The 23,283-nt window shown below is 47.7% G+C and carries 13 protein-coding genes; 9 read left to right on the top strand and 4 right to left on the bottom strand.

Annotated features, from left to right (window positions below; translation table 11 throughout):
- Nucleotides 1-21: 21 nt before the first annotated feature.
- Together xseA and xseB are read left to right on the top strand one after the other, a co-directional pair.
- The gene (gene xseA / locus K0O23_RS12745) at nt 22-1,581 is read left to right on the top strand and encodes an exodeoxyribonuclease VII large subunit (protein WP_219877814.1); all 1,560 of its coding nucleotides are present in this window, start codon (nt 22-24) and stop codon (nt 1,579-1,581) included.
- Complete coding sequence (xseB, locus tag K0O23_RS12750) at nt 1,574-1,837, top strand: exodeoxyribonuclease VII small subunit (RefSeq protein WP_219877815.1); 264 nt, start codon at nt 1,574-1,576, stop codon at nt 1,835-1,837. The genes xseA and xseB overlap by 8 nt, the downstream gene beginning before the upstream one ends.
- 226 nt (nt 1,838-2,063) lie before the next feature.
- Here xseB and K0O23_RS12755 read toward each other — a convergent pair whose 3' ends face one another.
- The gene (locus K0O23_RS12755; protein WP_219877816.1) at nt 2,064-4,280 is read right to left on the bottom strand and encodes a bifunctional alpha,alpha-trehalose-phosphate synthase (UDP-forming)/trehalose-phosphatase; all 2,217 of its coding nucleotides are present in this window, start codon (nt 4,278-4,280) and stop codon (nt 2,064-2,066) included.
- A gap of 295 nt (nt 4,281-4,575) precedes the next feature.
- Between K0O23_RS12755 and K0O23_RS12760 the strand changes: the two genes are divergently transcribed.
- The 3 genes from K0O23_RS12760 (at nt 4,576) to K0O23_RS12770 (ending at nt 6,623) form a co-directional block, all read left to right on the top strand.
- The gene (locus K0O23_RS12760; protein ID WP_219877817.1) at nt 4,576-5,664 is read left to right on the top strand and encodes a mechanosensitive ion channel family protein; all 1,089 of its coding nucleotides are present in this window, start codon (nt 4,576-4,578) and stop codon (nt 5,662-5,664) included.
- A 41-nt stretch (nt 5,665-5,705) separates the two neighbouring features.
- A complete protein-coding gene (locus tag K0O23_RS12765) occupies nt 5,706-6,305 on the top strand; it encodes a DUF2179 domain-containing protein (protein ID WP_219877818.1) in 600 nt (199 codons plus the stop codon).
- A 174-nt stretch (nt 6,306-6,479) separates the two neighbouring features.
- Nucleotides 6,480-6,623 (top strand): hypothetical protein, encoded by a 144-nt coding sequence (locus K0O23_RS12770; RefSeq protein WP_219877819.1) that lies wholly within the window; start codon nt 6,480-6,482, stop codon nt 6,621-6,623.
- 119 nt (nt 6,624-6,742) lie between these two features.
- Here K0O23_RS12770 and glgB read toward each other — a convergent pair whose 3' ends face one another.
- The 3 genes from glgB to K0O23_RS12785 are packed head-to-tail and all read right to left on the bottom strand — an operon-like array spanning nt 6,743 to nt 14,489.
- Nucleotides 6,743-9,115: a 1,4-alpha-glucan branching protein GlgB gene (glgB, locus tag K0O23_RS12775; protein ID WP_394371708.1), complete on the bottom strand. Its 2,373-nt coding sequence runs from the start codon at nt 9,113-9,115 to the stop codon at nt 6,743-6,745.
- Nucleotides 9,108-12,443: a maltose alpha-D-glucosyltransferase gene (gene treS, locus K0O23_RS12780; RefSeq protein WP_219877820.1), complete on the bottom strand. Its 3,336-nt coding sequence runs from the start codon at nt 12,441-12,443 to the stop codon at nt 9,108-9,110. Before treS ends, glgB begins: the two co-directional genes overlap by 8 nt.
- Before the next feature lie 24 nt (nt 12,444-12,467).
- Nucleotides 12,468-14,489 carry an alpha-1,4-glucan--maltose-1-phosphate maltosyltransferase gene (locus K0O23_RS12785; RefSeq protein ID WP_219877821.1) on the bottom strand — a complete coding sequence of 674 codons (2,022 nt, stop codon included), beginning with the start codon at nt 14,487-14,489 and terminating at the stop codon, nt 12,468-12,470.
- Between the two features lie 213 nt (nt 14,490-14,702).
- Between K0O23_RS12785 and treZ the strand changes: the two genes are divergently transcribed.
- From treZ to malQ, 4 genes are read left to right on the top strand one after another with little or no spacing between them, the layout of a single operon-like run.
- Nucleotides 14,703-16,547 carry a malto-oligosyltrehalose trehalohydrolase gene (treZ, locus tag K0O23_RS12790; protein ID WP_219877822.1) on the top strand — a complete coding sequence of 615 codons (1,845 nt, stop codon included), beginning with the start codon at nt 14,703-14,705 and terminating at the stop codon, nt 16,545-16,547.
- Between the two features lies 1 nt (nt 16,548).
- Nucleotides 16,549-18,975, top strand: coding sequence for a DUF3536 domain-containing protein (locus K0O23_RS12795; protein ID WP_219877823.1), 2,427 nt, complete (start codon nt 16,549-16,551; stop codon nt 18,973-18,975).
- A 2-nt stretch (nt 18,976-18,977) separates the two neighbouring features.
- A complete protein-coding gene (gene treY / locus K0O23_RS12800) occupies nt 18,978-21,686 on the top strand; it encodes a malto-oligosyltrehalose synthase (protein WP_219877824.1) in 2,709 nt (902 codons plus the stop codon).
- On the top strand, nt 21,683-23,224 hold the full coding sequence (malQ, locus tag K0O23_RS12805) for a 4-alpha-glucanotransferase (protein ID WP_219877825.1): 1,542 nt from the start codon (nt 21,683-21,685) through the stop codon (nt 23,222-23,224). The genes treY and malQ overlap by 4 nt, the downstream gene beginning before the upstream one ends.
- Nucleotides 23,225-23,283 lie beyond the last annotated feature (59 nt).

Here is a 23,283-nt window from a genome sequence, read left to right on the forward strand (position 1 = left end):
AGGAGAAGACGAGAAGTTGCCATGTCCCAGATCTATTTCAGACAAACCATAACTTTTGAGGAGCAAAGTGCCCCCATGTCACTTTTTGAGCTGCACCAGCAGATCAGGGAGGAACTGGAAATTGCGTTTCCGGAGAGTTATTGGGTGGTGGCAGAGCTGGCCCAGGTAAACGTAGACAAGCGCAAAGGCCATTGTTATCTTACGCTGGTGGACAAAGGCGACGATGCCCGGCAAATGCTGGCACAGGCAAAAGGCACTATCTGGGGATCGCGCTACCAGATGCTCAGTCGCTATTTCGAGGAGAAAACAGGTCAGCCACTTCGCGCCGGACTAAAAGTGCTGATGCAGGCATCAGTCCGGTTTCACGAACTTTACGGCCTTAGCCTCGACATTTCCAACATTGACCCTAACTATACCATCGGCGATCTGGCCCGGCAGCGACAGGAAACCCTAAAGCGCCTTGATGCAGAAGGGCTGTTGGAAGCCAATAAAGAACTGGAACTACCCCTGGTGCCACAGCGCCTGGCTGTTATTTCATCGGCAACGGCAGCCGGTTACCAGGACTTTGTGCATCAGCTGCAAACGAACAGTTACGGTTATACTTTCGGAACCACGCTTTTCCCGGCAGTAGTGCAGGGCAACGAGGCGCCTGGTTCGGTAGCAGCTGCATTTGCGCAGGTGGCAAAGTATAAAGCTAACTTTGATGCCATTGTACTGATACGCGGCGGTGGCTCCCAAACAGATTTAAGTTGTTTTGATGATTATAAAATAGCCGCTGCCATTGGCCACTCTCCCCTGCCTGTACTTACCGGCATAGGCCACGAACGCGACGAAAGTATAGCCGACCTGGTAGCACACACCCGACTGAAAACACCAACAGCGGTAGCCGGTTTCCTGATCGACAGATTCAGGGAGGCGGAGGAATTGGCAGAGGACCTGTTTGAAAGGATACGCATGTTTTCTGCGCAGCAATTAAAAGTAACCGAAGACAAACTGGAACGCCTTAACCTAAGGTTTAACAATACCACAAAACAACTGCTGCAGGAAAATAAAGACAGGCTGGAGCAGTTATCAAGAGGTTTACTATTGAAACCTAAAACATACCTGGAACAGCAGCGGCACTTTATCAGCGATCTGGAGAAAGATATTAACTCCGGAACAAAAGACCTGCTGCACCAGCGCGAAAAGCATTTGCAGGAACTATCGGTTTGCGTAGAAGGCAAAAGCCAGCGCTACCTGCACATGAAAGAGCACGAACTTAACCACCTGGTGCATTGCCTGGAAACTGAAGCGAAAGACACGCTGCAGAAAAACCAGATTACCTACACCAAGTATAGCGACAAACTGGAATACGGTGCACAAAGAAAATTGCAACAGGAAAACCATCGGCTGAAATTACTGGAAATGAGCATTGGAGCCAATAACCCGGAAAGGCTGCTTTTACGCGGTTATACTTTAACTTTGCTTAACGGCAAGATTATTAAAAGTATAAAAGAGGTAAAAAGCGGAGATATAGTAGAAACCAGGATGCAGGATGGCACACTACATAGTACAATTGTAAACATTGATACAGATGAATAAGGACCTAAACGAAATGACTTACAGGGAAGCAACTCAGGAGCTGGAGGAAATACTACGCGCTATTGAAAATGACGCCGTAGACGTGGATGAGTTGACGCAGAAGGTGCAGCGTTCGTCGCAGCTTATCAAACTTTGCAAAGAAAAACTGCGAAAAGCCGAAAAAGCCATCGACCAGGTTTTCAACGAAGAAAATTGTGAACAGCCAGCCAAACCTACTGACATGAAACCATCAACTGGCGGTAATACGCTGTTTTAATGTTACCAGGTTAAATAAACAAAATGCTATTCCGGACATCCCTGTCCGGAACTCTGCCTGATGCGGACTAGGAAGTCCCCGTTAGAAAGCTTTCGGACAAAGAAGTCCGAGAGAGCAGCAAAAAAAAATAGTTATCTACTTAGGTATGCAACCAAAAGTATAAAAGCCGCTGCAATCGTTTTGCAGCGGCTTTTATACTTTATACTTTATACTTTACAGGTCTAATCTAACCCGTCATCATCGCATCGGTAGCCTGCTCAGAACTGGCCTGGCGTACAAGTTTTGAAAGCATCCAACGGGCTTCCTGGCAAGTATCTAAATGATACTTGGCTATAGAGCTGCCATTTCCGATCTTAACCGTATAGGCTTCGCGTGGCATGGCTTTAAAGATGTCTTCGTCACCCCAGTCGTCTCCGATGGCTAGCACAAACTTATGTGGGTATTTGCCCAGCCAGTAACTTGCTGCTTTGCCTTTGTTGATCTCCTGCGCTTTTACCTCTACAGCCATCTGCCCGTCCAGCACCTGCAGATTACTGTTTGTAGCTAAAAAATTAAGGTGGCTAACCAGTTCACGGGCACGGAGTTCGCCAAGGCCGGTTTCTACTTTGCGGTAATGCCATACCAGCGAGTAATCTTTCTCCTCTATAAATGAGCCTGGGGTACGGTCTACGTAAAGTTCCAGAATCAGACGTATGTCGCTTTTCCAGTCGTCCATTAAGCTCAGAACAGTTTGCCAACCGGCACTTTTCTGTTTTATCCAGACACCGTGCTCTGCAATAATATCGATATTCAGGTGGCCTAGCCAGTCTTCCATGTTGTCTTTGTCGCGGCTGCTGACTACCACTACCTTATTTTTAGGATCACTGCCTAGTCTGTCCAGTAGTTCTATCAATTCATCCGATGGATTTGCCATTAACGGCCTGTTAGTGTAATCGATTAAAGCACCATCGTACTCCAGGAAGAACAAACGAGAACTGGCAGAAGCATACGAATGCATAAGCTCCTGGAATGTAGCGTTGTCCAGGTAACTGGTTGCCATCGAAAGCTGCTTGATCTTCACATAGGACAGCCTGTCCATAAACATTGACACCCAATGGTGGATGTTATATCGTTTGATGGACTCCTGCATACTTTTCATGTGAATTTTCTGCTCCTCCACCGGCATTACAAGCGCCTGATGAAGTGCCTCCACCATTTGGTTTATATCATTTGGGTTGATTAGCAAGGCATCCGAAAGCTCTTTAGACGCACCGGCCATCTCACTGAGTATAAGCACTCCCGTCTGATCGTGCTTGCTGGCCACATACTCTTTACATACCAGGTTCATGCCGTCGCGCATAGGTGTAACAAGGGCTATGTCGGCCATGCGGTAGAATGCAGATAGTGTCTCGAGTGGGTATGAGCGGTAAAAATACTGGATGGGGTTCCAATCTATGTGGCTATACTTTCCGTTAATACGGCCCACCATCTCGTCTACCTCCTCTTTCAGCTCTTTATACTTTTCCACCTCGTCGCGACTTGGCACTACCAGCATCACCAGGGTTACTTTGTCATGAAATTCGGGGTATTTCTCCAGAAATTTTTCGAAGGCCTCCAGGCGTTTTGGTATCCCTTTAGAGTAATCCAGCCTATCAATAGAGATGATCAGCTTATTAGCTTTCAGGTTGCTGCGGTAAATTCGTTCACGTTTTTCAACCTCTTCCGATGCAGCTGTCTGTGCATACTTTTCATAGTCGATCCCCATCGGAAACGAATCGACCAACAAAGAACGTGTGCCAGTATTTATCCATCCGTGCATGCTTCCGTACCCCACCAGCCGGTTTACAGAACTCAGGAAGTGGCGCATATCATCGTATGTATGAAAGCCCACCAGGTCGGAACCCAGCATTCCTTCCAATAGTTCTTTTCGCCAGGGCAATAGTCTGAACACCTCGTAACTTGGGAACGGAATATGCTGAAAAAAGCCAATGGTACTGTCGGGAAGCTTCTCACGCAGCATAGAGGGCAGTAATAGCAACTGGTAATCATGCACCCATATCGTATCGTCGGGGTTAGCCAGCTTTAGAATCTCATCACAAAATTTCTGGTTAACTTTTTCATAAGTCTCCCAGTTTTGCTGATCATACACGGCATATTGCGTGAAATAATGGAAGGTTGGCCAAAGGGTTTCGTTGCTAAATCCCTCGTAATACTCTTTAATTTCGGCTTCGCTCAGAAAAACAGGAGACATACTCTCTTTGCGCAGTTCAGTGATAACCTGCTGCTGCTTGTCTTCCTCCTCCACTACCTGTCCCGGCCATCCTATCCACAAGTTGTCGTCTTGCTTATAAATAGAACCTAAGCCTGTAGCCAGCCCGCCCTCACTTGTTTTAAATTGTAGTTCGCCCTCCTTTTCCTGGAGTTTTACGGGAAGTCTGTTTGATACAATGATCAGTTTTGCCATGTAAGCCTTATAAATAAAAAATTGCTTAAACAGTTGGGGTGCAGGTAACTGCTAAGCTATATTTTGAAGTAAGTTTCTGTATTAGCGTTTAACTTTTATTTAGTACGGAAAGCATGTAATAAGCGTTTTCTATATATAGAAGATTAACTATAAATAAACGCGCATCAACCCTGATAACACTGGCTTTTACCTAAAACACAACCTCAATCCCTTTAAAAAGGTAAGCTTATGGCAGGTAAAGATGGTGCCGGAGCTTACTGAATAGCTGTGATTATTAAACGCTGTACAAGATTACATGAACAAAATTTCTGAATTTATTTACCAACTTGATGATTTTGCCCTGGGTCTTGGCATTATATTGCTTGCCCTGGTAACAGGCATAGTTTTAAAGCTCATCTTGTTTAAATTGCTGAGCATTTATAACAAACAGGAAAACCCGCTGCTGGTACGTTCACTCACGAAGCACTTAAACCAACCGCTTTCGTTTCTTATACCATTACTTTTCCTTTCAATTTCGATACCTCTACTGCCTTACTCTGATAAAACGATTTATATATTAAAGCGTGTGATAGAGGTACTTGACATTCTGGTTTTTGCCTGGGCTTTGATCAAACTAACCAATGTGGGAAGGGACATAGTAAGACAAAAATACCAGATAGACAAGGCTGACAATTACAGGGAACGTAAGCTTTTTACTCAACTGCAATTTATCAGGAAAATAACCATTCTGTTGGTAGCTTTTATAGCCCTTTCAATGATTTTGCTAAGTTTTGATGCAGTTCGGAAGTTAGGAACAGGTTTGCTGACATCTGCCGGTGTGGTGGGTATTGTAGTGGGTATTGCTGCTCAAAAATCTATTGCTAACCTACTGGCGGGACTACAGATAGCCTTTACACAACCCATTCGCCTGGATGATGTGCTGGTTGTAGAAAATGAATTTGGCCGCGTTGAAGAGATTACATTAACATATGTGGTGTTGAGGCTCTGGGATAACCGCCGCCTTATTTTACCGCTAAATTACTTTATAGACCAACCCTTCCAGAACTGGACCCGCACCGGATCCGACATTTTGGCAACAGTATACCTTTACACCGACTACACCATACCCATCGAGGCACTCCGGAAAGAGTTTGACGTTATACTTGCCGGTACCGAACTATGGAACAAACAGGTGGCAGTGCTACAGGTAACAGACTCGAAAGAACGCACACTGGAACTGCGTGCCCTCATGAGTGCGAATAATTCAGGTGCTGCCTGGGACCTACGTTGCCTGGTGCGGGAAAAACTGGTGCAGTTTATTCAGCAAAATTATCCGGAATCGTTACCAAAGTTAAGAACCGAATTTACCAACCCTGCTTTGCATACTTTACCAAAACATCCTTAACTTGAAAGTATAATCACCCTGACTTTAATTAAGCAGTATACATGAATTTATTTGAAGGCATAGATCCAGCCATAGTTGAATGGGTCATTATTCCCGTGCTCATCTTTCTGGCCCGCATTTGCGATGTGACTTTAGGCACCCTGCGTATAGTTTTCATCTCAAAAGGCGACAAGATCATTGCTCCCATACTGGGTTTCCTGGAGGTACTTATCTGGCTTGTAGCTATAACACAGGTAATGGAGAACCTAAACAATGTGGCCTCTTACCTTGCCTGGGCCGGCGGCTTTGCAACCGGAAACTTCCTGGGCCTGCGTGTAGAGCAGAAACTGGCACTGGGGCAAATGGTAGTACGCGTAATTACCGTTGAGCCGGCCGATAAACTGATAGATCGCCTGAAAGGCCATGGCTACCGGCTCACCTGCATCGATGCCAGGGGCACCAGGGGCAAAGTAAACCTGCTTTTCCTGATCGTGAAACGCAAAAAACTAGACAAGGTCATCGATATTATAAGGGACTATAATCCACAGGCTTTTTATTCTGTAGAGGATGTACGCTCAGTTTCTGAGTTTGATTTACCTAAGAGCGAACCAACCAGTCGTCTGGATTTCCGCAAACTGTTCCCGCTGCGTAAGGGAAAATGATTTAAAGTAGTGAAGTAGCAATATAGAGACGCAATATTTTGCGTCTTTTTACTTCATGACCTATCCCCTGCCGCGAGTTTAGCGTGAGCGTAACTTGTGGCTATGTTTGGCAGCAGTTTGAAACTGCTTTGCTTCGGAGAAGCAAAATTAAAGGCCTTGGCTATACTTTATACCTTGAAATATGCATTAAAGTATAAATCCGATAAATTATACCACACCCCAACCCCTCTCAAGAGGGGAATCTTCAAAAGTATAAATCTCTCAAAGTATACTTTTCTGCTCACGCAGAAAGCCTTTACAAACTGGCCTCATGCATAGCCGCAAGTTACACTCATGCTAAACTCGCGGCAGAGTTTCTTACAATGTAAAATGTAAAAGACGCAAAATGTTGCGTCTTTTACATGAGGTAATTTCTGCCTTTCTACCTCTTTACTTCTCTACTTCCTAAACTTAAAATACACCACTCCCAGCGGAGGCAATTTTAAAGTGATAGAGTTGTCGCGTCCATGATAAGGCTCCGGCACAGCCTGCAGTGATCCGGCATTTTGCACGTTGCTGCCACCATAACGGCCATCGTCGCTGTTGAACACCTGTACATACTCACCAAGGTGTGGCACACCTAACTTGTAATGCTCGTGCAAAGCAGGCGTCAGGTTACAAACTACCAGTAGCTCCTCCATTGGTGTGGTACCTTTCCGCATAAAGCTGATAACTGAATTATGCGCATCCTGGAAATCAACCCACTCAAAACCTTCCGGCTCAAAGGACCGGGCATAAAGTGCCGGCTCTGCTTTATATATGGCGTTCAGGTCGCGAAGCGTTTCCTGTAAGCCCTGATGAAAGCCATATTGCAGTAGATGCCAATCCAGGCTGCTGTCGTGGTTCCATTCGCTTGTCTGGCCTAGCTCTCCTCCCATAAATAACAGTTTTGCGCCAGGGTGGGCATACATGCAAGCGTAAAGGGCGCGCAGGTTGGCAAATTGCTGCCATTCGTCGCCGGGCATTTTACGAAGTAGTGCTCCTTTGCCGTGTACCACCTCATCATGAGACAAAGGCAGCATAAACCTTTCTGTAAAAGCATATACCATACTAAAGGTTATTTCCCCCTGATGATGGCGGCGGTAGATCGGATCCTTAGAGAAGTAGTGCAGTGTATCGTGCATCCAACCCATCATCCACTTCATATTAAAGCCCAGGCCACCGGTATCTATTTTACCCGTAACCGCAGGCCACGCCGTCGATTCTTCTGCAATGGTCTGAACATCCGGGAATTGCTGGTGCACTGCCTGGTTAAACTCCTTCAGGAAAGAGATGGCCTCCAGGTTTTCGCGGCCTCCATACTCGTTTGGTATCCACTCTCCTTCTTTGCGGCTGTAGTCTAAGTATAACATGGAGGCAACTGCATCTACCCGTAAACCATCAGCATGGTATTTATCGAGCCAGAAAAGTGCATTGCTGATCAGGAAAGAGCGTACCTCGTTGCGGCCATAGTTAAAGATGTAACTATTCCAGTCGGGGTGGTAGCCTTTGCGCGGATCGGCGTGCTCAAATAAGTGTGTGCCATCAAAGTATGCTAAACCATGCTCATCTGACGGGAAGTGCGAAGGTACCCAGTCAAGTATAACGCCGATGCTATGCTGGTGCAGCACATCAATGAGGTGCATAAGGTCCTGGGGTGAGCCATAGTTGCTCGCTGCTGCAAAATAGCCAGTAACCTGGTATCCCCACGAGCCACTGAACGGGTGAAACATAATAGGCATGAGCTCCACATGCGTAAAACCCATACTTTGCACATAAGCCGGTAGTTCTTCGGCCAGTTCGCGGTAAGTTAAAGGCCTGTTGTTATCTTCCGCTTTGCGTCGCCAGGAGCCCACGTGCAGTTCATAGATGCTGTAAGGCTGTGGCTGCCCTTCCATACTTTTGCGGTGTTGCATCCAGGTTTCGTCCTGCCATTGGTAGTCCAGGTTATTTACAACAGAGGCCGTCTGTGGCGGTACTTCACGGGCAAAGGCAAAGGGGTCACTCTTGTCTACCTGGTACATATTGTACATAGACTTGATGTGGTACTTGTACAGCATGCCCTTTGTAACTTCCGGAATAAAACCTTCCCAAATACCAGAGCCATCGTGGCGTACATACAACTGGTGGCTATCACGGCTCCACTCATTAAAGTCGCCCATGACAGCTACCTGCTCTGCATTTGGTGCCCACACGGCAAAGTATGTACCTTGCTGCCCGGCATGTTCCATTTGGTGTGAGCCTAATTTCTGGTAGAGCTGGTAGTGCTTGCCTTCTTTAAACAAGTACACATCAAACTCTGTAAGTTGGCTAACCGGGTAAACAGCTCTTTTTTCCTGTACCTGCATCGGCGATTCAGCCTGTAATGGAACTACCTCTTCTGGCATAGCTGTGGCTGGTACAGTTGCTTTTTTTCCTGTTGATTTTGACTTTGCCGTTTTGGCCCCCTCACTCTTTTTTGCAGTGCCGGCTTTAGCTTTATCCGTACTACTTTGCTTTAGTTTGGGCTTTTGAACCACACCCTCTCCTGCTGCAACAGGCACCTTCACATCTTTCGCAGAAGTGCTGGCTTTACTGCTCTTGGTTGCCTTAATTGTACTGCTCTTCTCTTTTGTTGCTTTGATTTTAGTCGTTTTCTTAGCTTCTGATTCTGTTACAGGGGCTCCCATTTCCGCCAGCGGAGTGTCTTCTTTCTTTTTGCGTGTAGCCGGTTTCTTCTCCGATGCGCCAGCTGCATTGGTAGTATTTATATTTCCTGTCTCGGTTGCTGTGTCTGCTTTCTTCTTAGCCATTACTATACTTCCTCATGATATATTTAATGCCTCTGATCGGGATAAGCACCCAATCCGGACGGTTGTTTAGTTCATATCCAAGTTCATATATCGCCTTCTCCAGTAAAAATGTCTGGATAAGTACTTCAAAGTCCTCTTCGTTTGGCGGCACCACCCCGGTTCCCATGGTTTTGCCCAGGTAAGTGTGCATAAAGAAATTACTGGCGTAGTGGTACCATTGTTCCGCCCATGCCTCCAGGTAAGTTGCATCTTCTTTTCTCAAACCCTCCTGCTGAAAGTATGCACTGTAAGCAGCATAGTGGAAAGACCGAATCATGCCGGCTACATCGCGTAGGGCAGAACGTTTTAACCTGCGCTCGCTAAACGAACGGGCCGGTTCGCCTTCAAAATCTATGATGTAGAAATCCTTACCTGTAAACAAGACCTGCCCCAAGTGGTAATCTCCATGGGTTCTGATTTTGAGGGTGTCTATTTTGCGAGAAAAAATCAGCTTAAGCCTTTCCAGTACCTCACTGCGCATCTGCAGTACTTCCTCTGCCTCAGGGCGAACATGATCCGGCAAATTATTCAGGTGCTTGGCAAGGCTGTCGAAGTTTACGCGCACCAGCGAAATAAGCGAGGAGTACAAAGAGCGCTGATAATGAAGCGAGAAATTGTCTGGCGCAAAGTCTTTGTTATCATGTATGTTACTTAGCGCCAGATGCATTTCGGCGGTGCGCTGGCCCAGCAGTTCGATACGCTCTACGTGGGCACCGCCCAACTGCATCTGTATCTCATCGGGTATATCGGTAAAAGCCAGCGGTCTGGATAGAGTACCCTGCCCAGCCTTTACTTTTACTCTGTCGGCTTGCGTTCGGATACGCTCAAACATACGCTTGAGCGAATCGCCTACATAACTCCAGGCATCCCCCTGGTTAGGGACCAGTTCCTGCAACATCATCAGCACCATAGGAGCTTTGCCAGGCTCATGCTCTTCCAGGGCACCTAAAAAGCGGGGCACATGCTCAAATCCAACAGTTTCCGTAAGCAATTGCACTACCTCCACGTCTGGGTTAATGATGCGGTCTAGTTTACGGTACACTTTCAGGAAGAAGGTATTATTATAAACGATGGAAGTGTTGCTTTGCTCGGCAGACAATATCCTGGAAGTAAGATTGCCTCCTGCTTCGTTGATAGCAGAGTTCACCCCCCGATGGCTGAAGCCGACAAGTTCTGCGCCATCTGCTTTCAAGCGTTTACGTTTTGCAAGCAGCTGCAGCAGCATCTGCCGGTACTCTTCACTAAACAGGGCATCATACAGTATGCCTTCTTTGCTGTCCTGCATTACACGGGCTATTACCGCTGTAGGACTGGCATTGCTTATTTCATCGGCTTGCTCTCCGGGTGCAAATGCAACAGGCAACTGGTATAGTTCTGGCAACCCTTCGTTGTAGCTTACTTCTATCAATAGCAGGGAGGCCGCCTGACGATCAAAAGGCATGGGCAGATTGTTAATGATCTGCATACGCTGCACTGTGCGGGCTTTACCACCAAACCAGCGGCGCTGTAGTATGTACGATGGCAGCACTTTGTTCTCCAGTAGTTTAACCGTTTGGTTATCCAGTGCCTGTTTAAAGGAGCTTACCTGGTAGGCTGGGCGGCTTTGTTGCTCAGATGTTTCCTGGGCCGCTTCCTGTGGTTTAAGCTCCATCCAGTAGTAGCCATGTCCGCCAATCGTGAACAGATATGGCTCATCTTTAATACCCGGAAACTTGTTTTTACTGAACACCTCTACCGGCACATAGCCTTTATACTCATGCAGATCAAGCTCCACAGCCTCCGGAAAACGCGACAGGTTAGCAATTACAAGTATAGTTTCGTCTTCATACTCCCGTATAAAGGCCAGCACTTTGGAGTTTGCCGGAGAAAGAAACTTTATACTTCCGCGGCCAAAGGCTTTGTAGCGCTTACGCATGTTTATGGTGCGGCGCATCCACCAGAGCAGCGAGTTGGCATTGTGGTTCTGTGTTTCCACATTTACAGACTCATACTTATACTCCGGGTCTATAATAACCGGCAAGTATAACTTCTGCGGGTTGGCATCCGAAAAACCTGCATTGCGGTTGTCGTTCCACTGCATTGGGGTTCGCACGCCGTCACGGTCACCCAGGTAATAGTTATCGCCCATGCCAATCTCATCGCCATAATATACCACTGGCGTTCCACGCAAAGAGAACAGCAGGATGTTCATTAACTCTATCTTAACACGATCGTTGCCTAGCAGTGGTGCCAGGCGGTGACGTATACCTAAGTTAATGCGGGCCTGCGGGTCTTTGGTGTATACTTTATACATGTAGTCGCGCTCCTCGTCGGTTACCATCTCAAGCGTTAACTCATCGTGGTTGCGCAAAAACATGGCCCACTGGCAGCTTTCAGGTATGGCAGGTGTCTGGTTAAAGATGTCGATGATCGGATAGCGGTCTTCCATCTTCACAGACATGAACAGGCGCGGCATGATCGGGAAATGGTAGTTCATGTGGCACTCGTCTCCGTCTCCAAAGTATGACGCAGAATCTTCCGGCCACATGTTAGCCTCTGCCAGCAGCAGCTTACCTGTATGCTTTTTATCTACATGCGCGCGCAGCTTTTTCAGGAAATCGTGCGTTTCAGGCAGATTTTCTCCATTGGTGCCTTCCCGTTCAAATAAGTATGGCACAGCATCCAGACGGAACCCATCTACGCCTAAGTCAAACCAGTAGTCCAGCACCTTGAACACTTCCTTCTGCACAGCAGGGTTGTCGTAGTTCAGGTCGGGTTGGTGCGAGAAAAAGCGGTGCCAGTAGTACTGCTCTGCCACCGGGTCCCAGGTCCAGTTGCTGGGTTCGTAATCGGTAAAGATGATGCGTACATCCTTATACTTGTTCGGGTCGTCGCTCCATACATACCAGTCTCTGTACTTGGAGCCCTTTTTAGCACGGCGTGCCCGCTGGAACCAGGGGTGCTGGTCGGATGTATGGTTAATAACAAGCTCTGTGATAACTTTTAATCCACGACGGTGGGCTTCCCTCACAAAAGCCTTAAAATCCTGCATGTTACCGTAGTTCGGATTTATGCTCAGGTAGTCGGCAATGTCGTAACCGTCGTCTCGGAGTGGCGACGGATAAAAAGGCAGGAGCCAGATAGCCGTTACCCCTAAATCCTCGAGGTAATCCAGTTTTTGCATCAGGCCTTTAAAATCGCCGATGCCGTCGCCGCTGCCATCTTTAAATGCCTTGATGTGGAGCTCGTATATGATGGCGTCTTTATACCAATGAATGTTGTCGTCTAGTTCGAATTTTTCGTCTGCCATAATGTTGGTACAGGGTGGTTTTGTTTATTCGTTTGTAAGGTGATCGGTTGGTAACCAGGTATCGTCTAAATTATCGTGCCCCATGCCGGGGTTTGCCACTTCTATACGGAATACGTGCACCGGCATGTCGTGCGGTCTCAGCTCCACAAAATTCCATTCGTCGTGCCAGGTATACTTGCGTTCTGTAAGCAGGTCGTGCACCAGGTAGTGCTGCCCCATTTCCATCTTAAGTTGTGAGAGCGGTACCTTTACCCAACCGGCCTGCGTGTTATGCGGGTCAAGGTTCACTACCATCAGCATCTTGTTCTTAAAGTCGTCGCTCCATTTGGCATAGCAAAGTATCTGGCTGTTATCGGTATCGCCAAAAGCAATGTTCCAGGTGGTTTGTAAGGCAGGGTTTACTTTCCGGATCTTGTTGATGAGCGTGATCACCTCACGGATCTTGGTCATCTTACCCCAATCCCAGTGCTTTACTTCATACTTTTCAGAGTCGAGGTACTCTTCCTTGCCAGGCACAGGCGTGGCAATACCAAACTCGTAAACCGGGCCGTACAAACCGTAGTTAGATGACATGGTGGCCGCCATTACCACACGGGTAATATGTGCCGGCTCGCCTCCCTCTTGCAGTGCAACCGGGTTAATATCCGGCGTATTGGGCCAGAAGTTAGGGCGGTAATATTCACGCAGTTCCGTTTGGGTAAGCTCGGTCATGTACTGGCGCAGCTCTTCTGCAGTATTGCGCCAGGTGTAGTACGTATAGGTTTGCGTAAACCCTATTTTTGCCAGGCGTTCCATCACACGCGGCCTTGTAAATGCCTCTGATAAAAAGATCACCTGCGGGTGGTTTCTATGGATATCAGCAATTACCCATTCCCAAAACGCAAAGGCCTTGGTATGCGGATTATCTACCCTGAAAATAAATACGCCCTGGTCTATCCAGTGCAGCAGCACACGTCTTAGCTCTTTCCAGAGGTTTTGCCAGTCCTGGGTCTCAAAATTTACGGGCAGCACATCCTGGTATTTCTTGGGTGGGTTCTCGGCATATTGTACCGTACCATCGGGTCGCCATTTAAACCACTGCGGATGTTCTTTTACATAGGGATGGTCCGGAGAGCACTGGATGGCAAAATCAAGGGCTATCTCTATGCCATACTCTCTTGCCTGTTGTACAAATTCCCGGAAGTCCTCTAAAGTGCCTAACTCTGGTAATATGGCATCATGGCCACCTTCTGCCCCTCCAATTGCCCACGGCGACCCTGGCTCCCCGGGTTCTGAGGTTACAGAGTTGTTCTTGCCCTTCCGGAAGGCGCGGCCAATGGGGTGTATCGGCGGCAGATAGATCGTATCAAAGCCCATCTCGGCTACACGAGGCAATAAACGCGCTGCATCTTTAAACGTACCATGGCGGTCGCCTTCCTGCGCTGCAGACCTCGGAAAGAACTCGTACCAGGTGCTGAAAAGTGCTTTTTGCCGTTCTACATCCAGTTGCAGGATTTTATCATAGGTACTCACATTGGTACGTTCGCAGCAGGCATGCATCAGGTCGCTAACATCGGGGCCGGTTACCAGGTTTACGGCATCTGCAACAGAGGTAACATTCTGTAATTGATCAGCCCATTTCCGAAGCCGTTTCTGTTGGCCTGGCTTGGCGGTGGCAGCTGCATTTTCAAGGTGCTGCGCACCTATCAACAGCTCTACACTTATATCCTGGTTAGCTTCATACTTTTTCTTCAGTCCCTTTTGCCAGGAATAGAAATGGTCTATCCACCCCTGAATGGTATACTCGTAGCGGCCCATCGCGTCCGGCGTAAAAGAAGCTTCCCAATGATCGTTGCCCAGAAACTTCATGGGTACCTCTTCCCACTTCTTTTTCCGGACATGCCTGTAAACAAGTTGGGCTTTTACTTCGTCGTGCCCATCGGCAAAAACATCAGCTGTAACAGTTAGCTTTTCACCCACAACCCGTTTGGCGGGGTATCTACCACAGTTAATTTGCGGTTTTACATTCTCTATGATAACACGATTAGTTCCTTGTAATCCTTCCATGCAGTAAGACATTCTTAAGTTATCTAGTTACTACACTCAAAAAAATAGGTTACGGACAATATTCTAAATCATACCTGATGCTACGTAACCGCACCGTATGCACTTGTAAACACACTTGCTGCGCTACACTTAACATACCTTAGCCTTTGCTAAAAATCTACAACTTATTACCCTGAATGCGAGTTAATACCTGCTGTAAAATATCGTGCATGTATGTCTATTCTGAGAGAAATTGGAGCAAAGTATAATCCCGGTGTAGGAACAGTGTTTACTGTGTGGGCACCGAACGCAGAAGATGTAAAAGTAAAGCTGCACCTGTCAAAAGATAAACTGATACCTCTGCAGCGCGAGGCTTTTGGGTACTGGACAGCACTGGCCGAAGAGGCTGTGCCTGGTACGCGCTATACTTTTGTGCTGGATAACGATAAAGAAAGGCCAGACCCCGCTTCGCTTTACCAGCCGGATGGTGTGCACAAAGCATCAGAAGTAACGGACCACACCGCTTTTGCCTGGACAGACACAAAATGGAAAAGTATACCACTGCAGCAGTATATCATTTACGAGCTGCATGTGGGAACGTTTTCAGAGGAAGGCACCTTCGAGGGAGTTATTGAGAAGCTGCCGCAGCTTAAAAACCTGGGCATTACAGCCATTGAGCTTATGCCTGTGGCACAGTTCCCCGGTAGCCGCAACTGGGGTTACGATGGTGTTTACCCCTATGCGGTGCAGAACTCCTACGGCGGCCCGGAAGGCCTTAAAAAACTGGTAAACGCCTGCCACACACAAGGCATGGCAGTTGTACTTGATGTTGTGTACAATCACCTTGGTCCGGAAGGCAACTACCTCCGCGACTTTGGCCCATACTTCACAAACAAGTATAACACCCCATGGGGCGAGGCTATAAATTACGACGATGCCTATTCCGACCCGGTGCGCAACTTCTTTTTCCAGAATGCACTGATGTGGTTCAGGGATTATCATATTGACGCGCTTCGGCTGGACGCTGTACATGCCATTTTCGACAATAGCGCCAGGCATTTTTTGCAGGAGCTGCAGGAGCATGTGCACGAGCTGGATGAAAAGGAAGGGCGGCAGTTTATACTTATAGCTGAAAGTGACCTGAATGACGTACGCCTGATAAATCCTGTGGAAAGGGGCGGTTATGGCCTTGCTGCACAGTGGAACGACGACTTTCATCATGTAGTTCATGCGATGGTAACCGGCGAGCAGGATGGCTATTATGTTGGATTTGGCACAGCAGAACAGCTGGCTAAAGTAATGACACACGCCTTTGTGTACGATGGTTTGTATTCCGAACACCGGAAGCGCACCTTTGGCAGCTCTACGGTACACAATCCGGCGCACCAGTTTGTGGTTTGTTCCCAAAACCACGACCAGGTAGGCAACCGCATGCTCGGTGAGCGGCTTACGCAATTGGTAAGCTATGAGATGCTGAAGGTGGTGGCCGGATTAGTTATACTCTCTCCTTACCTGCCTATGCTGTTTATGGGTGAAGAGTATGGCGAGGAGAATCCGTTTTTATACTTTGTGAGCCACAGCGACAAAGACCTGATAGAGGCAGTGCGCAAAGGTCGTCGTGAAGAGTTCTCGTCGTTTGCCTGGCAGGGTGAGGCACCCGACCCGCAAAGTGAAGACACATTCAAAAAATCCAGGCTGCAACACAGTTATACTTCCGGAAAGAGGCAGCTGCACCTGCGTGAGTTTTACAAACGCCTGATCCTGCTCCGGAAGTCGTCCCCTGCCCTTTCCACACCTGACAAAAACAAGGTGCAGGCTTACATGGACGAACACGAAAAGGTACTGCACCTTATCCATTTCTCGAAACCGCCGTATACATACTGCTTATTTAACATAAGTACCGCACCCAAAAAAGTAAAACTCAATCAGGAAAATTTTAAAGGAAACTGGATAGTACTGCTATCCTCCGCTGACCCTATGTGGGGTGGCCCGGGGCATGAGTTGCCGCAGGAACTACAGGGGCAAAGCGAGGTAACACTTCCAGCCGAATCTATACTTATACTTCAGGAACAGAAATAGTATGAACAAATATATTTGCATACATGGGCACTTTTATCAGCCGCCGCGCGATAACCCATGGTTAAACGAAGTAGAACTGCAGGAGTCTGCTGCACCGTACCACGACTGGAACGAACGCATTACCGACGAGTGCTATGCCCGCAACTCCGCCTCCCGCATTTTAGATGAAAAGGACAGGATTGTAGATATCACGAACAATTACAGCAAAATGAGCTTTAACTTCGGTCCTACCCTGCTGGAGTGGATGCAGAAAAAAGAGCCGGAAACGTACCTGTCTATTTTAGAGGCCGATAAGCAAAGTATGGAGCATTTCTCCGGTCACGGGTCTGCGCTGGCACAGGTATATAACCACATAATTATGCCCCTGGCAAATGAGCGCGACAAGCACACGCAGGTGATCTGGGGAATTTATGACTTTAAGAAACGCTTTGGCCGAGACCCGGAAGGCATGTGGCTGGCCGAAACCGCTGCCGACACCCCCACCCTGGAAGTGCTGGCAGACCATGGTATAAAATTTACCATACTCTCTCCTTACCAGGCAAAGCAGTTTCGTAAGATCGGTGACAAAGAGTGGCAAAATGCTGAAGGAGCCAATATAAACCCACGAAGACCATACTTATGCAAGTTGCCTTCAGGTAAAGAGATCGTTTTGTTCTTTTATGATGCGCCGGTTTCGCAGGGCATTGCGTTCGAGAAGCTGCTGAACAGCGGTGAGTCGTTGGCTAACAGGTTAGTGGGTGCTCTGGATGAGAAAAGCAAAGAACCGCAACTAATGCACATCGCTACCGACGGGGAGACCTATGGCCACCACCACCGGTTCGGGGAAATGGCGCTATCTTACGCCATCCACCACATCCAGGAAAAAGAACTGGCACAGATAACTGTTTACGGCGAATACCTCGAGAAACACCCCCCAACCTATGAGGCACAGATAATCGAGGCTACCTCGTGGAGTTGTGCCCATGGTGTGGAGCGCTGGCGCAGCAATTGTGGCTGTAATACAGGCGGACACGCTAACTGGAACCAGGAGTGGCGGAAACCACTTCGGGAAGCTTTTGACTGGCTAAGAGAGGAACTGGCCCCGCTTTACGCTAAGGAGTTAGGAGCACTGGGCGCAGACCCGTGGGCAGCCCGCAATGATTATATCCAGGTGATCATGGACCGCTCTGAAGAAAACGTGGAAAATTTTATCAGAAGCCATACTTCCAAAGAACTAAGCAAGGAGGAAAAAATACGGTTCCTGAAGCTGATGGAAATGCAATACCATGCCCTGCTTATTTACACAAGCTGCGGCTGGTTTTTTGATGAGATCACTGGTATAGAAACAATGCAGGATGTATTCTATGCTGCCCGTGCCTTACAACTCGCCAAAGAGATCAGCGGACACGATTATGAACAAACATTCCTGGAACTGTTAGAAAAAGCGAAGAGCAACCTGAAAGACCAGGGCAACGCCGCTAAAGCTTACCGCAGGTACGTGGCCCCAACCATAATCGACCTGTTGCGCGTAGGTGCACACTATGCTATCTCCTCGCTTTTCCAAAACCAGACTGGCAACGAACATGATTTGTACAGCTTTAAGGCAACCTCAGAGGCATACGAACTATATGAGGCTGGAAAGCAAAAGCTATTAACCGGGCGTGCTACTATAAAATCGAAAATTACCTGGGAAGAAGTAACCATATCCTTTGCAGCACTTCACCTCGGTGACCATCAGTTGTTTGGCGGTGTGCGCGAATTTATGAACGCTGACAGCTATGAAAGTATGAAAGAAGAATTGAAGTCAGCTTTTGAAAAAGGCAATGTAAGTGAAGTGATTATGTTGTTGGATAAGCACTTTGAGTCGCATAGTTATTCCTTCTGGCACTTGTTTAAAGATGATCAGAAAAGAATTCTCGATCAGGTGCTGGCCACCACCATGCAGGGTGTAGAAAATGATTTCCAGCAGCTCTACGATAACAACTACCCACTTATTTCGGCCATGAAAACCATTGGCATGAAACTGCCGCGCCCATTGCAAACAACAGTAGACTACATTGTAAACACTAAGCTTCTGCGTGAGTTTGAAAGCGACACACCAAACCCAACAGAAATACAAAGGCTGCTGGAAGAGGTGAAACGCATGCGCGTGAGGCTAAACTACAGCCAACTTGAGTTTGCAGTTACAAAACGCGTGGATGATATGATGGAGAAGATCCAAAGAGAGCCAAAGGATATGGATACCATGAACCTACTCATAGAACTGCTGGATGTATTGGAAGGATCTAAACTGGATGCAGATTATTGGCAGGCTCAGAACATTGCGTTCTACATGCAGCAAAATGGTTACATGGACCTGAAACAACGTAGCGAGAATGGAGACAAAGAAGCTGCTGACTGGTGCCAGAAGTTCGAGAAACTTTACGATAACCTTAACCTGAAAGTATAAGCATGGCATACATTCCGTCGGCTACGTATCGGTTGCAGTTATCGCCTGCATTCACATTAAAACAAACGCTGCACTTGCTGCCTTACTTGCACGAGTTAGGCGTAAGCACCATTTATGCTGCCCCCGTTTTCTGTGCCCGGCCTGGCAGTGAGCACGGGTATGATGTTACTGCACCATACAACATTAACCCTGCGGTTGGTACGCAGAAAGAACTAAAGGAAATAGCTCAAGAGCTAAAAAGCAGGGGCATGGGGTGGCTACAGGATATCGTGCCCAACCACATGGCCTATCATCATGAAAATGTATGGCTGATGGATGTTTTGGAGAAAGGCCCCCAGTCTGGCTTTTATACTTTCTTCGACATCGATTTTAAGCACCCTGACTTTGCCGGGCAGATAATGGTGCCTTTTTTAGGTGATACGCTGGAGAAGGTACTGGAAGAAAAACAGCTAAAACTTGAGCTAAGCGAAGCAGGATTAAAGATAAAATACTTTGAGAATGAATACCTGCTAAGCCTGGCAAGCTACCATACTTTACTGCAGCAAGCGCTCAAAAGCTCCAGTGAGCCGGGTGTTACTCCGCTGGCCGGTCAGTTTCTGGGTGAGTTGCAGCGCTTCGAGGAAGAGGAAACGATTAACCCAGCCTCCTGGACAAATTACAAGAAGAAACTTTATACTACAGAGCTGCTGCGAAATGCGCTGGATGAGGTGATCGGGCAAATAAACAAAGACGATGAACAGCTAAGGCAGTTGCTGGTCCAGCAGCATTTTATACTTTGCCACTGGAAGGAAACAGAGAACAAGATTAACTACCGGCGTTTTTTCACGGTAAACGACCTGATCTGCCTGCGCATGGAAAACCAGGATGTGTTTGAGCAGTATCACCAGTTTATACAGCAGCTTTGCCATAACAATTACGTGCAGGGCCTGCGCGTAGACCATGTGGATGGCCTGTTCGACCCCAGTACTTACCTGAAACGTTTACGCGCACTCGCCGGACCGGATAAGTATATTATTGTAGAGAAAATACTGGAAGGCGAAGAACAGCTTCCGGAGCGATGGCCGATACAGGGGAACAGTGGCTATGATTTTCTGGCCTGGGTAAGCAACCTGTATACGTCTGGCAGCGGCCGCCGCAAACTAACCGAGATTTACCGTAGGCTGGTACCCAACGCGCCTACAAACTACGAGCAGTTGGTGTACAACAAGAAAATGTTCATCCTTAAAAGTTACATGCAGGGTGAACTGGACAACCTGCTGCGCGTATTGCACGAACGCCAACTTATTCCGTTGGATAATACAGAAGTATGGCGTGAGGCACTGGCTGTTTTGCTCGCAGCTTTTCCTGTATACTGTATCTATGGCAACCGCCTGCCGCTATCTGGCCACGAGATGGAGGTGATAGACAGAGCTTTTAACGAGGCATATGAGCAGGCCTCTAAACTAAAGACAGAGTTAAAGCATCTTTATACTTTGTTTACCCTGACACCCGAGGATACTGCAGACACTAGGCACCATAAGTTATACTTTGTAATGCGCAGCCAGCAGTTTACTGGGCCGTTGGCAGCCAAAGGTGTGGAAGATACTACCTTCTACAACTACAACCGCCTGATATCGCTGAACGAAGTGGGGAACAGTCCGGACATTTTTCACCTGGAAACAGACGAGTTTCATGAGCGCATGCTGTACCGGCAAAGGGTATATCCGCACTCATTAAATGCCACCGCTACCCACGATACCAAGCGCGGCGAAGGTGCCCGCATGCGGCTTAACGTACTTAGCGAGTTGCCAGAAGAGTGGGAAGAACATGTACAGCGTTGGATAAAAATCAGCAGGAAGTATACTTCCAAGCCAACCGAAAACGACCTGTACTTTATTTTCCAGACGATACTGGGCGTGCTGCCATCGGAGGGCGAGGCAGGCTATAAACTGGTTGATCGTTTGCAGACCTACCTTGAAAAAGCCTTTCGGGAAGCGAAGGTTAAAACAGACTGGGCCGAGCCTAACGAACCTTACGAAAACGCTGTTAAGGAACTTGTAAAACATCTGCTGCAACAGGATCCTGAATTTATGGATTCGTTCCTGCCGTTCTTTCGAAAAATAGCACATTACGGCTGGATTTACGCCCTTTGCCAGACGCTGCTGAAGATTACCTGCCCCGGCGTACCCGATATTTACCAGGGCACCGAACTTTGGGACCTTAGCCTGGTAGACCCCGACAACCGTCGGCCTGTGGATTACCGGCTACGGCAGCATTACCTGCTGCGCATCCGGCAACAGGAAAACCAGAACAGCTACGAACTGCACCGCGAACTAATGCACGACTGGGAAAGCGGCCAGGTTAAGTTATACTTGATTTACAAGGCACTTAATACAAGGCGCAACCTGCAACAGCTTTTTAGCAACGGAGAATATATTCCGCTAACCGTTACAGGTAAGTATAAAAACCATGCGCTGGCTTTTGCCCGCCATTACCAAACGCAATGGGCTGTAGTGGTAGTGCCGCTACTGCTTACTAAACTTGTTACAGAAGGCAACCTTCCGCTTGGCACCGAAGTATGGCAAGACACAGCCATTGAGTTGCCAGAAAATGCACCATCACAGTGGGACTTTGTATTTGGCAAAGACACCTGGCAGGGCAACGGAACAATTCCTTTGGCAGAGCTATTCAAAACTTTCCCGGTAGTCTTTTTAACGGCATCAGCATCATGATCATACCTAAGCGCAGCAGCGGTTTGCTACTTCACATTACCTCTCTCCCATCCCGTTTTGGTATCGGCGACCTCGGTCCGGAAGCCTATAACTTCTGCGATTTGCTGGTGGAGGCAGGCCAGCGTTACTGGCAGATTCTGCCACTAAACCCTACCGAGCATGAGTACGGCAACTCGCCCTACAGCAGCCACTCAGCATTTGCAGGTAACCCTTTACTCATCAGCCCAGAGCTTTTGGTGAAAGATGGCCTTTTGCATGATAAAGACCTAGAAACAGACAAGACTTTTTCAGAAAATCGTGTAGATTACAAAGCAGTGGTAAAGTATAAAGTTACCCTCCTGAAAAAGTCTTACCACTTCTTTAAGTCCGAACTGCCGGATACCATCTGGAAAGATTTTACGCTGTTTCAGAAAACGCATCGCAGCTGGCTCGACGACTTTGCCCGTTTCGCTGCCTACAAAATACATTTTTCCCATAAAAGCTGGGTAGAGTGGCCCGATGCGATTAAGTTTCGTGAGAAAGAGGCCATGCAGGAACTGGACGAGGACCTAGACGAACAAATAGAATTTGAGGAATACCTGCAGTTTCTGGTTTACAGGCAGTGGCAAAAGTTAAAAGATTACGCGAACAAAAAAGGAATAACTTTTTTAGGAGACATGCCCTTTTACGTTAGCCACGACAGCGCCGATGTGTGGGCGCACCCTAAATACTTTAAGCTGGACAGAGATGGCAAACCACTGGCTGTTTCTGGTGTGCCGCCTGATTACTTCAGCAAAACTGGCCAGTTATGGGGCACACCTGTTTTTGACTGGGAGGCGCTGGAAAAACATAATTTTGACTGGTGGCTGCAGCGCATCGAACACAACCTGCAACTCTTCGGTTTACTTCGCTTAGATCATTTCCGTGCATTTTCTGCCTATTGGGAAGTACCTGCCGATGAGAAAACTGCGATAAACGGCAAGTGGGTTAAAAGTCCGGGAATGGAGATTTTAAAGCTAATCAAAGAAAAGCATCACCCAATGCCTATTATTGCCGAAGACCTCGGCGAGATAGACCAGCCGGTACGCGACCTGATGCATAAGTTTGACCTGCCGGGCATGCTGGTACTGCTGTTTGCCTTTGGGGATGATATCTCTACGAACCCCTATGCACCGCACAACCATACGGTAAACAGTATTGTATACACTGGCACCCACGATAACACCACCACCCGTGGCTGGTACGAAAAAGTGGCCAGCAAAGAAGACAAGCACAGGCTGAGTGAATACAGTAACCACAAGCTTAACGCAAACAACGTAGCCGATGTAATGATGCACCTGGCACTGGGCTCTGTAGCCCAACTGGCTATACTTCCGGTGCAGGATGTGCTGCGACTGGGTGCCGACGCTGTGATGAACATACCCTCTACATCAAAAGGCAATTGGGAGTGGCGCCTGCAGAAAAACCAGTTTGGCCAGCAGCAGATAAAACACCTGTACGAAATGACAGCTTTGTATGGACGTTGCGACCCCGAAAAAACCAGCATTAATAATCTGTAGCCAGGTATTGGGAATGTGGATATAAAAATATACTTTAGGGTGTACATCCGACTAGAGCA

The sequence above is a fragment of the Pontibacter aydingkolensis genome, from assembly GCF_019443125.1.
GTDB classification, from domain to species: domain Bacteria; phylum Bacteroidota; class Bacteroidia; order Cytophagales; family Hymenobacteraceae; genus Pontibacter; species Pontibacter aydingkolensis.